The organism is Pseudomonas sp. B5(2017) (assembly GCF_002112825.1).
Lineage (GTDB): Bacteria > Pseudomonadota > Gammaproteobacteria > Pseudomonadales > Pseudomonadaceae > Aquipseudomonas > Aquipseudomonas putida_Z.
Map to the genome: position 1 here is coordinate 231,493 of NZ_NEIR01000005.1, position 11,926 is coordinate 243,418.

Below are 11,926 nucleotides of genomic sequence, written 5' to 3' on the forward strand. Positions count from 1 at the left end.
GAGTGCTCCAAACGTTTTGTAGTTGTCTTGAAAAAACTACTACAGCGAAAAAAGTGGCCGGATTATGCCAGAAACGCCCAAAAAAAGTAGGCCCCTCCTGTCAGAACTGCGCTTTTGCGCAATTCGACAGGAGATTGTCCTGTAGTTAAACGTTTCAGTGACGAGTTTCTGAGGCTACGTCAGTGCCGCCACCAGCAAACAGTTGCGCCACATCGCTGGCGTCGAAGAAATAGCGCTCGTTGCAGAACTGGCAATCGATCTCCACCTGCCCGCCGCATTCTTCCACCAGCGCCTTGGCATCGTGCTCGCCCAAACTGACCAGCGCATTGCCGGAACGTTCGCGCGAGCAGCTGCAATTGAAGCGCAGCGGCTGGATATCGAACAGGCGCACGGCATCTTCGTGGTACAGGCGGTGCAGCAGGGTTTCGTTGTCCAGCGCCCACTCATCAGCCTTGAGCGTGGTGGCCAATGCCACAACGTGCTGCCAGCTTTCTTCACGCTCCTCATCGTCCGGCTGGCGATCGCGCGGCAGTTGCTGCAGCAGCAGGCCACGAGCCTTGCCGCCTTCGGCGTTGAGCCAGAAGCGCGTGTTGAGCTGTTGCGACTGGACGAAGTAGTTGGTGAAGCACTCCGACAGGGTGGCGCCGTCGAGGTCGACAGTGCCCTGGTAGCGCTGACCCTTGACCGGATCGATGGTCAGGGTCAGGTGGCCGTCGGGCATCAGCTGCGACAGGGTCGCATCCGCCGGGATCTGGTCCGCTTCGTAGCGGGCCATGCCTCGGATGTCCCGGTCACCGGAACATTCGACCATCAACAGCGGGATCGGCCCTGCGGAACGCGCCTGCAGAATCAGCAGGCCGTCGAACTTCAGCGCCCCCACCAGCAAGGCGGTGGCGGCCATCAGCTCGCCCAGCAGTGCCTGCACCGGCTGCGGGTACTCATGACGCGCCAGCACCGCGGCGTAGCTGTCATCGAGAGACACCCACTCGCCGCGCACATCGCGCTCGTCGAAGATGAAACGTTGGGTGAAATCGGTATCAGGCAAGTCGCTCATAGGTTTTGGCTATCTGAAAATGATGACAAAATGGTTACAAGGGTTGTCGGAAAACATCCGAGAACCCCGTGACAGAGCGCTCACAAGGCGCTCCGATTCCTGTTTGCAATAGAGGTATTTTATGGACAATCGACCACTGTTCCAAGCAAGGTGGTCCTGGGGGCCATTGGCAGCCTGTACGCTGCTTCCTATCGCTCTACTGTGTTTCTGGTTATGGCCCATTGGCCAGATCTTGTGCCTGACTTTCGACGAGTGGCTGTTCCACAGCCTGAATGCGCCGCTGGCCGACAACACCACCTGGCGCTACATCTGGACCGTCGGTAGCCTGCGCCCATTCGACATCGTCGTCGGCCTGATCCTTCTGGCAGTGCTTATCCGTGGCGACTGGGTGTTCAAGGCAACCCAGGTGCGCCAGGCCTTTTTCGGCTTCCTGGTCACGCTAATCCTCTTAGTGGTGATTCGCGCGCTGTTTTCCAAGTGGGTGGATGCAGCCGGCTGGCAGCACAAGAGCCCTTCGATGATGTTCGACGAGGTGGTGCACCTCAGCGACTACTATCCGAACCTGGAGGCGGCCTGGGAGCTCAAGGACCGTTCCAGCAAGAGTTTCCCGGGGGATCATGCCTCGGTGCTGCTGGTCTGGGCGCTGTTCATGAGCGTGTTCAGCCGCCGCCTGGTGCAGTATCTGGTGGTCTGGGGGCTTGCGGTGTTGTTCATGTTGCCGCGCCTGGTGGCCGGTGCCCACTGGGGGCAGGATGACTACATCGGCGGGCTGCTGATGGCGGTGCTGGCGTTGGGCTGGAGCTGCTACACGCCGCTGGCGGCCAAGGGGAGCGCGGTGCTGATGCGCTGGACGGCGCCGTTGTTCGCGATAGCGGCCAAGTTACCGTTGGTCGGGCGCTTGGCGGTGACCCGCTAGATCCTTGGGGCTACTGCGTAGCCCATCGCGACACAAGGCCGCTCCTACAGGGATTGCACAAGTTTCAGGGCTTGCGCAGTACCCGTGGGAGCTGGCTTGCCGGCGATGGGCCGCAAAGCGGCCCCGGCTATTCGAAGCTCCCATGCAACTGGTGAATCTGCCGCCGCTGCTTCTTGGTCGGCCGCCCATCGGTGGTCACGCCCATCGCCCCGGCCTTGCGCAGTTCCGCCGCCTGTTCACGCCGGCGCACGCTGTCCTCGGTCTCTTCGTACAACGTCTGCGCCTCTGGCGCCCCACGCCGCACTACCGACAGAGCCTTCACCACCACGGTGCGCTCGTCGAACCCGGTGCGCAGCACGAACTCGTCACCCACCCGCGGCTCCTTGCCCGGCTTGCAGCGCTCACCCCGGCAATGCACCTTGCCGCTCTCGATCGCCGCCTTGGCCAGCGCGCGGGTCTTGTAGAAGCGTGCCGCCCAAAGCCATTTGTCCAGGCGGACCTTGTCGTCGTCTTCGGCTTTTTGTGCCATCCCGTTACCTCGAACGCTGTGTTTCATCGAACTGTACTACCGTAACGATCGGATGCAAAAAATCCCCGCCGTGCTTACAGTTCACCACCTCATCCGCAGGGTGCGTTCCGTGAAGACATTTGACCATTTGACTGTGATCGGCCTGCGCGAGTGGGTCGCCCTGCCCGACCTTGGCGTGGCCGGGCTGCGCGCCAAGATCGACACTGGCGCCAGCACCTCCAGCCTGCACGCCACCGAGGTGGAACCGTTCGAGCGCGACGGCCAGCCCTGGGTCCGTTTCACCGCACACCTGGGCTCGGTGGTGCAGTTGCGCCACCGCCGCTGCGAGGCACCGCTGGTGACCATGAAAACCATCAAGAGCTCCAACGGCCAGGCCCAGACCCGCTATGTCATCCGCACGTCACTGGCCCTGGGCGATGGTGTGTGGGAGGTGGAGTTCACCCTGGCCTGCCGCAAGAACATGCGTTATCGCCTGTTGCTGGGTTCCAAGGCCCTGATCCATGGCCAGCTGGTGGTCAACCCTGGCCTCAAATACGTACAAGACAAACCGGCCTTCCCGGCCACCCTTTCTACTGCCACAGGTGCTGCATGAAGATCGCTGTGCTGTCGCGCAATCCGCGTCTGTATTCCACCCGCCGCCTGGTCGAAGCCGGTACCCAGCGGGGCCACGAAATGGTGGTGATCGATACCCTGCGGGCCTACATGAACATTGCCAGCCACAAGCCGCAGATCCACTACCGCGGCAAGCCGCTGGAAGGCTTCGACGCAGTGATCCCGCGCATCGGTGCCTCGGTGACCTTCTATGGCTGCGCGGTGCTGCGCCAGTTCGAGATGATGGGCGTGTATCCGCTCAACGAGTCGGTAGCGATAGCCCGCTCCCGCGACAAGCTGCGCTCGCTGCAACTGCTGTCGCGGCGCGGCATCGGCCTGCCGATTACCGGCTTCGCCCACTCGCCGGACGACATCCCCGACCTGATCCAGATGGTCAACGGCGCCCCGCTGGTGATCAAGGTGCTGGAAGGCACACAGGGCATCGGCGTGGTGCTGTGCGAAACCACCAAGGCCGCCGAATCGGTGATCGAGGCGTTCATGGGGTTGAAGCAGAACATCATGGTGCAGGAATACATCAAGGAAGCGGGTGGCGCGGATATCCGCTGCTTCGTGGTCGGCGACAAGGTCATCGCGTCGATGAAGCGCCAGGCCAAGCCTGGGGAATTCCGCTCCAACCTGCACCGAGGTGGGGTGGCCAGCCTGATCAAGATCACCCCGGAAGAACGCATGACCGCCATACGCGCGGCCAAGGTGATGGGCTTGAGTGTGGCGGGTGTGGATATCCTGCGCTCCAACCACGGGCCGCTGGTGATGGAGGTGAACTCGTCGCCGGGGCTGGAGGGGATTGAAGTGACCACCGGCAAGAACGTGGCCGCCATGATCATCGAGCATCTCGAGAAGAATGGCGGGCCTAATCAGACTCGGACCAAGGGTAAGGGCTGAGATTTTGGGGCTGCTGCGCAGCCCATCGCGACACAAGGCCGCTCCTACAGGATTACGCGATCCTCTGTAGGAGCGGCCTTGTGTCGCGAAAGGGCCGCAAAGCGGCCCCGGCAATCACACGGCATTACGCGGCAGCAACAGCCCCAAAGGCAACCGTACCCGCGCCTCGATCCCGCCACCAGAGCGGTTGCGCAGTTCCACATTCCCACCATGCTGCGCCGCAATCCGCTTGACGATCGCCAGCCCCAGCCCGGTGCCCTTGCCACCCCGGGCCCGGTCACCACGAATGAACGGGTTGAAGATGGTCTCCAGCTCCGACTCGTCGATCCCCGTCCCGCGGTCCAGCACGCTCAGCACCACATACGGCGCACTCTCGTCGCCCGACACATAGGCGGCCACCTCGACCCCCTTGCCGGCGTGGTGCAGGGCATTGCCGATCAGGTTGCCCAGCATGCGCTTGAGCGAAACCCGGCGCAGCGGGAACGGTGGGATCGGCTCCAGGCACAGCCGCACCCGTTCTTCCGGCTGGTTGTACGGCGCCACCACTTCGCGCACCAGGTCGGCCAGGTCGACCTCCTCAACCGGCTCGTCACGGCCATCGCGGATAAAGGCCAGGAACTGATCGAGGATCGCGTCCATGTCCTCGATATCGCGGACCATGTCGTCACTCAGTTCGCTGTCGCTGTCCAGCAACGACAGCGACAGGCGCAGGCGCGTCAGCGGTGTGCGCAGGTCGTGGGAAACCCCGGCCAGCATCAGCTCGCGCTCGCGCCCGGCCTGCTCGACATCCTCGGCCATCTGGTTGAAGGCCTTGTACACCTCGGTCATCTCGCTGGGCGTGTCGCTGATCGGCAGACGCACGCTGCGCCCCTGGCCCAGCTGCCGGGCGGCGAACACCAGGCGCTTGAGCGGCTGGTTCAGCTGGCGCACGAAGATCCAGGCCGAAGCTGTGGACAACAGGCCGATGGCCAGGAACCAACCCAGCACGTTCCAGATCTTCTGCCCACGCAGCGGGTGCGGGTACAGCGGTACCTTCAACCAACCCGGGCCCAGGCTTGGCGCATTGACCCACAACGCCGGCGGCGCATGAATGCGCAGCCGTACCTCGGTGTCTTCGCCCAACTCGGCCTGCATCTGCCGTTGGTAGATTTCGCTGTAGGGCCAGTGCTGCTCACCCTCGGGCACGCCCGAGCCGGTGACCCGGATAAGGCCTGCCGCTTCGGCGATCTTGTCGCGGTTTTCTTCGTCGGCCGCCCAATAGGCGCGCAGGGTCAGCGCAACACCGTGGCTGTACTGACGGTCGACCAGCACGTCCTCGTTCATCAACAGGTAGACCAGGGTCAAGGCCTTGGAGAACAGGACGACGATCAACACCAGCCACAGGGTGCGGGCGAAGAAACTTTGCGGAAACCAGAGCGGTGTTTTCATCGACGGCGCGGCATCATTTACCGGCGTTTCCGTCCGGCACGAACACGTAGCCCACGCCCCACACGGTCTGGATATAACGCGGCTTTGACGGGTCCGGCTCGATCATGCGGCGCAGACGCGAAATCTGCACGTCGATGGAGCGTTCCAGCGCATCCCATTCGCGGCCACGCGCCAGGTTCATCAGCTTGTCGCGGGTCAGCGGCTCGCGTGCGTGCATCACCAGCGCCTTGAGCACGGCGAACTCGCCGGTGGTGAGCATGTGCACTTCGTCGCCACGCTTGAGTTCGCGGGTGGCCAGCGACAGCTCGTAGTCGCCGAAGGTGACCGACTCGTCTTCGCTACCAGGCGCACCCGGCACGCTCGGTGCCTGACGGCGCAGCACGGCCTTGACCCGGGCCATCAGCTCGTCCGGGTTGAACGGCTTGCCCAGGTAGTCGTCGGCGCCCAGCTCCAGGCCCTTGATACGGCTGAGTTCATCGCCCTTGGCGGTGAGCATGATGATCGGGATCTGGTTGTTCTGCTGGCGCAGGCGCTTGCACGCCGACAGGCCATCCTCGCCGGGCAGCATCAGGTCGAGCACCACCAGGTTGAACACCTCACGCTGCAGCAGGCGGTCCATCTGCTCGGTGTTGGGCACCGCACGGGCACGGTAGCCCTTGCTGGTGAAGAAACGTTCCAGCAGGCTGCTCAGCCCCGGGTCGTCGTCGACGATGAGAATCTTGTCACCTTCAGCGGTGTTTGGCGTGCCGGTCATGAATAACTCCTCTGATATCGCCGCGCATTATGGCGTAGCCATTGCTGCACGTTGCGTGAGCATTGTTAGCAGATTTTTCCCCCGGCGCCAGTTCCGGCTGGCCGGGCGCCATCACCGCAAGCCGTTTGCGATGGGTATAATGCGCGGCTTTCATCCAGCGCCGCCGGGCGACAGGCCCACAGGCGACCCCCGTATTCACAAATGTCAGGTGGTTTACATGGACAGCATCAACAGCCGTATCGCCGAGGAACTGGGCGTACGCCCCCAGCAGGTCGAGGCGGCCGTGGGCCTGTTGGACGAAGGCTCGACCGTGCCCTTCATCGCCCGCTACCGCAAGGAAGTGACCGGTAGCCTGGACGACACCCAGCTGCGCCATCTGGAAGAGCGCCTGCGCTACCTGCGCGAACTCGACGAGCGCCGCGCCAGCATCCTGGCCAGCATCGAGGAGCAGGGCAAGCTGACCCCGGAACTGGCCCGCGAGATCAAGCTGGCCGATACCAAGACCCGCCTCGAAGACCTGTACCTGCCGTACAAGCAAAAGCGCCGCACCAAGGGCCAGATCGCCCTGGAAGCCGGCCTCGGCGAGCTGGCCGACGGCCTGTTCAACAACCCAGACCTCGCCCCGGAAAGCGAAGCCGCACGCTTTGTCAACGCCGACAAGGGCGTGGCCGACGTCAAGGCCGCGCTGGAAGGCGCCAAGTACATCCTCATGGAGCGCTTCGCCGAAGACGCCGCCCTGCTCGACAAGCTGCGCAGCTTCCTCAAGCAGGAGTCGGTGCTCAGCGCCCGCGTCGTGCCTGGCAAGGAAGAAGAAGGCGCCAAGTTCCGCGACTACTTCGCCCATGACGAACTGCTGCGCAACGCTCCGTCGCACCGCGCCCTGGCAATTTTCCGCGGGCGTAACGAAGGCGTGCTGAGCGCCTCGCTGAAAGTCGGCGAAGAACTGCCCGGCAACCTGCACCCGTGCGAACTGATGATCGGCAACCACGTCGGCATCGAGAACCGCAACCGCCCGGCCGACAAGTGGCTGGGCGAAGTGGTGCGCTGGACCTGGAAGGTCAAGCTCTACACCCACCTGGAAACCGACCTGTTCGGCGAGCTGCGCGACAACGCCGAAGGCGAGGCGATCAATGTGTTCGCCCACAACCTGCACGACCTGCTGCTGGCCGCCCCGGCCGGCCCGCGTGCCACCCTGGGCTTCGACCCGGGCCTGCGCACCGGCTGCAAGATCGCCGTGGTCGATGCCACCGGCAAGCTGCTGGACCACACCACGGTCTACCCGCACGCGCCGAAGAACGATTGGGACCGCACCATTTCGATCATGGCTGCACTGTGCGCCAAGCACTCGGTGGAGCTGATCGCCATCGGCAACGGCACCGCCAGCCGCGAAAGCGACAAGCTGGTGGCAGAGCTGGTCAAGAAGTACCCGGCGCTGAAGATCACCAAGATCATGGTCTCCGAGGCTGGCGCTTCGGTGTATTCCGCATCGGAACTGGCCGCCCGCGAATTCCCGGACCTGGACGTGTCGATCCGTGGCGCCGTGTCGATTGCCCGCCGCCTGCAGGACCCGCTGGCCGAACTGGTGAAGATCGACCCGAAATCCATCGGTGTCGGCCAGTATCAGCACGACGTGTCCCAGCTGAAACTGGCGCGCGGCCTGGACGCCGTGGTCGAGGACTGCGTGAACGCCGTGGGCGTGGACGTCAACACCGCCTCGGTGGCACTGCTGACGCGCATCTCCGGCCTCAACGCCACGCTGGCGCAGAACATCGTCGCCCATCGCGATGCCAACGGCCCGTTCGCCACTCGTGCTGCGCTGAAAAAGGTCAGCCGCCTGGGTGAGAAAACCTTCGAACAGGCCGCCGGCTTCCTGCGCGTGATGAACGGTGACAACCCGCTGGACGCCTCCGCGGTTCACCCCGAGGCCTACCCACTGGTGCAGCGCATTGCCGCCGACACCGACCGCGACATCCGCTCGCTGATCGGTGACAGCAGCTTCCTCAAGCGCCTGGACCCGAAGAAATTCACCGATGAAACCTTCGGCCTGCCGACCGTCACCGACATCCTGCAGGAACTGGACAAGCCCGGCCGCGACCCACGCCCCGAGTTCAAGACCGCCACCTTCCAGGACGGCGTCGAGGAACTCAAGGACCTGGAACCGGGCATGATCCTCGAAGGCGTGGTGACCAACGTCACCAACTTCGGTGCCTTCGTCGACATCGGCGTGCACCAGGACGGCCTGGTGCACATCTCGGCGCTGTCGGAGAAGTTCATCAAGGACCCGCGTGAAGCGGTCAAGGCCGGCGACGTGGTCAAGGTCAAGGTCATGGAAGTGGACATCCCGCGCAAACGCGTCGGCCTGTCCATGCGCATGAGCGACACCCCGGGCGAGAAGGTAGACGGCAACCGCGGTGGTAACCGCGGCAATGGCGGCAACCGCCAGCAGCAGGCGCCGCGCCAGCGCGAAACCGCCACTGCGGTACCCGCCAACAACGCCATGGCCGCCCTGTTCGCCAACGCCAAGCAGCTGAAGAAGAAGTGATGGATGTTCCACGCGAATACGTCGAAAGCGCCTTCAGCCAGCTCCTCGGCTGCCGCCTGCAACGCCTGGAAACAGGTGTTGCCGAGGTAGCCCTGGCGCTCGAACCGCACCTGCGCAACCGTGGCCAGAAGTTGCATGGCGGGGCGATCTTCAGCCTGGTGGACATCGCCATGGGCCTGGCCTGCTCGGCCAGCCATGGTTTTGACCAGCAAAGCGTCACCATCGAGTGCAAGATCAACTACATGCGCGCCGTCAGTGACGGCGAGGTCCTGTGCACCGCCCGTGTGCTGCACGCCGGGCGGCGCACCCTGGTGGTCGACGCCGACGTAGTTCAGGGCGACAAGCTGGTGGCGAAAGCGCAAGGAACCTTCGCGGTTCTCTAGCTCACCAAGCGGTATCTGCGGTATTTTCGGCAACAGCCGGGAGCCGCTTCGCGCCCCATCGCCGGCAAGCCGGGCTCCCACAGGTCATCCACAAGCCTGAATATCGTGGTTTACCTGTGGGAGCCCGGCTTGCCGGCGATGGGCTGCGAAGCGGCCCCCGAAGTCGGCGCTGCGCAATGCCGGAACCGCGTAAACCAGGCGACAACGCCAGTTCCTTTTCCCACTACCCTTGTAGACCGTCTTTTCTACCCCCATATTGGGGCGACTGACGCGTGAAGGAATACATCTTGAGCGACCTCCTCAACCGCCGCCTGAGCCTGCTCGGCGCCAATCTCCCCCTGCTCAAGCAGTGCCTGCACGGTATTGAGCGCGAATGCCTGCGCGTGACCGACGAAGGTCGCCTGGCCCAGACCCCGCATCCGCAAGCACTGGGATCGGCGCTGACCAACGAGCAGATCACCACCGATTATTCCGAGTCGCTGCTGGAGTTCATCACCCCGGCCCTTCCCGACCCGGCCAAGGTGCTGGAAAGCCTCGAAGAGACCCACCGTTTCGTCTACAGCAAGCTGGGCGACGAATACCTGTGGAGCCCGTCGATGCCCTGCACGCTGCCGGCCGAGGAGGACATCCCGATCGCCGAGTACGGCAGCTCGAACATCGGCAAGCTCAAGCACGTCTACCGCAAGGGCCTGGCCCTGCGCTACGGCCGCACCATGCAGTGCATCGCCGGTATCCATTACAACTTCTCGCTGCCCGAAGCGCTGTGGCCGTTGCTGCGCGCCGCAGAAGGCGGCAGCGAGAGCGACCGCGACTACCAGTCGTCGGCCTATATCGCGCTGATCCGCAATTTCCGCCGCTACAGCTGGCTACTGATGTACCTGTTCGGCGCCTCGCCGGCCCTGGACAAAGGCTTTTTGCGTGGCCGCCCGCACCAGCTCGAAGAGCTGGACGCCGAAACCCTGTACCTGCCCTACGCCACCAGCCTGCGCATGAGCGACCTGGGCTACCAGAGCAACGCCCAGGCCGGCCTCACGCCGTGCTACAACAACCTGGCCAGCTACACCGACAGCCTGCGCAAGGCGGTGGGCACGCCCTACCCGCCTTACGTCGAAGTCGGCACGCACGTGGATGGCGAGTGGGTACAGCTGAATACCAACATCCTGCAGATCGAAAACGAGTACTACTCGAACATTCGCCCCAAGCGCGTCACCTACACCGGCGAGCGGCCGATCCAGGCCCTGACCTCGCGCGGCGTGCAGTACGTGGAAGTGCGTTGCCTGGACATCAACCCGTTCCTGCCGGTGGGCATCGACCTGACCGAGGCGCGCTTCCTCGACGCGTTCCTGCTGTTCTGCGCGCTGGAAGACAGCCCGCAACTGGACAATGGCGAATGCGGCCAGTGCACCAACAACTTCCTGACCGTGGTCAAGGAAGGCCGGCGCCCGGGCCTGGAACTGCACCGCAATGGCCAGCCGATCGGCCTGAAGGCCTGGGCCAGCGAGCTGATCGAGCGTATTCGGCCACTGGCCGATCTGCTCGACCAGGCGCAAGGCGGTGCAGAACACGGCAAGGCCCTGGATGCCCAGCAGGCCAAGGTCGACGACGCCTCGCTGACCCCGTCGGCCCAGGTACTGGCGCGCATGACCGAGCATGACGAAAGCTTCGTCAAGTTCTCCCTGCGCCAGAGCCGCATCCACGCCGAAACCTTCCGCGAACAGCCACTGCCGGTCGAGCGCCAGCAGGCCTTCGAAACCCTCGCCCGCGACTCGCTGGCCGAGCAGTCGCGCCTGGAACAGCAGGAAGTCGGCGACTTCGACCTGTTCGTCGGCGCCTACCAGGCCAGCATCCTGGCGATCAGCAACTGATGACCCGCACTGCCACCCCGCGCAAGCCGCGCGCCAGCAGCCAGGCCAGGATCGAGGCGATCCTGGCGGCTGCACGCGAGTTGCTGGCCGAGCTGGGGGTGGCGAGCCTGTCGATCTACAGCGTGGCCGAGCGCGCGCAGATTCCACCGTCGTCGGTGTACCACTTCTTCGCCAGCGTACCGGCGCTGCTGGAGGCGTTGACGGCCGATGTACACCGGGCCTTCCGTGAAGCGCTGAGCGCGCCGATCGACAGCAGTGCGTTCAACACCTGGCACGAACTGTCACGGCTGATCGAGCAGCGCATGCTGGATATCTACAACGAGGACGCCGCGGCGCGGCAACTGATCCTGGCCCAGCATGGCCTGAGCGAAGTGGTGCAGGCCGACCGGCAGCACGACATGGAACTGGGCGACTTGATGCACAAGTTGTTCGACCAGCACTTTCATCTGCCAGTGATGCCGGCGGATGTGGATGTGTTTGCCCTGGCCATGGAGTTGAGTGACCGGGTGTATGCGCGGTCGGTGCAGCTGCATGAGGCGATCACCCCACGCATGGCCGAGGAAGGCAAGCGAGTGTTCGAGGCGTATCTGGGGTTGTATCTGCCGCCATTTCTGGCCAAGCGTTCCAGCTGAGATCATTGGGGCCGCTGTGCGGCCCTTCGCGGGCGTGCCCGCGAAGGGCTGCAAAGCAGCCCCATGGCCCACACCCATCACAGCTTGGCGATGGACACTTCAGTCGACTTCACGAAGGCAATCACTTCACTGCCCACCTGTAGCTCCAGCTCGCGCACGGAGCGGGTGGTGATGACCGAAGTGACGATGCCCGAGGCGGTCTGCACGTCGATTTCCGACAGTACCGGGCCTTCCAGGATTTCCTTCACGGTGCCTTTGAACTGGTTGCGAACGTTGATGGCTTTGATGGTCATGATTTGATTCCTTCTCTATGGCTTCAGTCTGGTAAG

General features: G+C 63.8%; 12 protein-coding genes. 7 read left to right on the plus strand and 5 right to left on the minus strand.

The genetic code is table 11. From position 1 onward, the window contains the following. Positions 1-154: 154 nt before the first annotated feature. The gene (gene hslO / locus CAG00_RS09850) at positions 155-1,054 is read right to left on the minus strand and encodes an Hsp33 family molecular chaperone HslO (protein ID WP_015268604.1); all 900 of its coding nucleotides are present in this window, start codon (positions 1,052-1,054) and stop codon (positions 155-157) included. Between the two features lie 121 nt (positions 1,055-1,175). On the opposite strand from hslO, the gene CAG00_RS09855 reads away from it, so the two are divergent. Continuing rightward, positions 1,176-1,970, plus strand: a complete 795-nt coding sequence (locus CAG00_RS09855; protein WP_075044322.1) for a phosphatase PAP2 family protein — start codon at positions 1,176-1,178, stop codon at positions 1,968-1,970. 127 nt (positions 1,971-2,097) lie between these two features. On the opposite strand, the gene CAG00_RS09860 is transcribed toward CAG00_RS09855, so the two are convergent. Then, positions 2,098-2,499: an RNA-binding S4 domain-containing protein gene (locus CAG00_RS09860; RefSeq protein WP_013970457.1), complete on the minus strand. Its 402-nt coding sequence runs from the start codon at positions 2,497-2,499 to the stop codon at positions 2,098-2,100. Positions 2,500-2,608: 109 nt separating this feature from the next. Here CAG00_RS09860 and CAG00_RS09865 point away from each other — a divergent pair, with 109 nt between their 5' ends. Both CAG00_RS09865 and rimK read left to right on the plus strand, forming a co-directional pair. Then, a complete protein-coding gene (locus CAG00_RS09865; RefSeq protein ID WP_003257436.1) occupies positions 2,609-3,091 on the plus strand; it encodes an ATP-dependent zinc protease in 483 nt (160 codons plus the stop codon). Next, complete coding sequence (rimK, locus tag CAG00_RS09870; protein WP_013970455.1) at positions 3,088-3,993, plus strand: 30S ribosomal protein S6--L-glutamate ligase; 906 nt, start codon at positions 3,088-3,090, stop codon at positions 3,991-3,993. Before CAG00_RS09865 ends, rimK begins: the two co-directional genes overlap by 4 nt. A 114-nt stretch (positions 3,994-4,107) precedes the next feature. Here the strand turns inward: rimK and CAG00_RS09875 are convergent, their stop codons facing one another. Both CAG00_RS09875 and ompR read right to left on the minus strand, forming a co-directional pair. Next, a complete protein-coding gene (locus tag CAG00_RS09875; protein ID WP_013970454.1) occupies positions 4,108-5,421 on the minus strand; it encodes an ATP-binding protein in 1,314 nt (437 codons plus the stop codon). A 13-nt stretch (positions 5,422-5,434) separates the two neighbouring features. Further along, on the minus strand, positions 5,435-6,175 hold the full coding sequence (ompR, locus tag CAG00_RS09880; RefSeq protein WP_012270052.1) for a two-component system response regulator OmpR: 741 nt from the start codon (positions 6,173-6,175) through the stop codon (positions 5,435-5,437). A 217-nt stretch (positions 6,176-6,392) separates the two neighbouring features. Between ompR and CAG00_RS09885 the strand changes: the two genes are divergently transcribed. The 4 genes from CAG00_RS09885 to CAG00_RS09900 all read left to right on the plus strand — a co-directional run bounded on the left by CAG00_RS09885 (position 6,393) and on the right by CAG00_RS09900 (position 11,597). After that, the gene (locus CAG00_RS09885; RefSeq protein ID WP_085664167.1) at positions 6,393-8,717 is read left to right on the plus strand and encodes a Tex family protein; all 2,325 of its coding nucleotides are present in this window, start codon (positions 6,393-6,395) and stop codon (positions 8,715-8,717) included. Beyond that, positions 8,717-9,100, plus strand: coding sequence for a PaaI family thioesterase (locus CAG00_RS09890; protein ID WP_003257433.1), 384 nt, complete (start codon positions 8,717-8,719; stop codon positions 9,098-9,100). The genes CAG00_RS09885 and CAG00_RS09890 overlap by 1 nt, the downstream gene beginning before the upstream one ends. 287 nt (positions 9,101-9,387) lie before the next feature. Then, complete coding sequence (gene gshA / locus CAG00_RS09895) at positions 9,388-10,965, plus strand: glutamate--cysteine ligase (RefSeq protein ID WP_075044319.1); 1,578 nt, start codon at positions 9,388-9,390, stop codon at positions 10,963-10,965. After that, entirely contained in the window at positions 10,965-11,597 is a 633-nt protein-coding gene (locus CAG00_RS09900; protein ID WP_025337328.1) for a TetR/AcrR family transcriptional regulator, read from the plus strand. Before gshA ends, CAG00_RS09900 begins: the two co-directional genes overlap by 1 nt. 77 nt (positions 11,598-11,674) lie before the next feature. On the opposite strand, the gene CAG00_RS09905 is transcribed toward CAG00_RS09900, so the two are convergent. After that, entirely contained in the window at positions 11,675-11,890 is a 216-nt protein-coding gene (locus CAG00_RS09905; protein WP_003255829.1) for a molybdopterin-binding protein, read from the minus strand. Between the last annotated feature and the right edge of the window lie 36 nt (positions 11,891-11,926).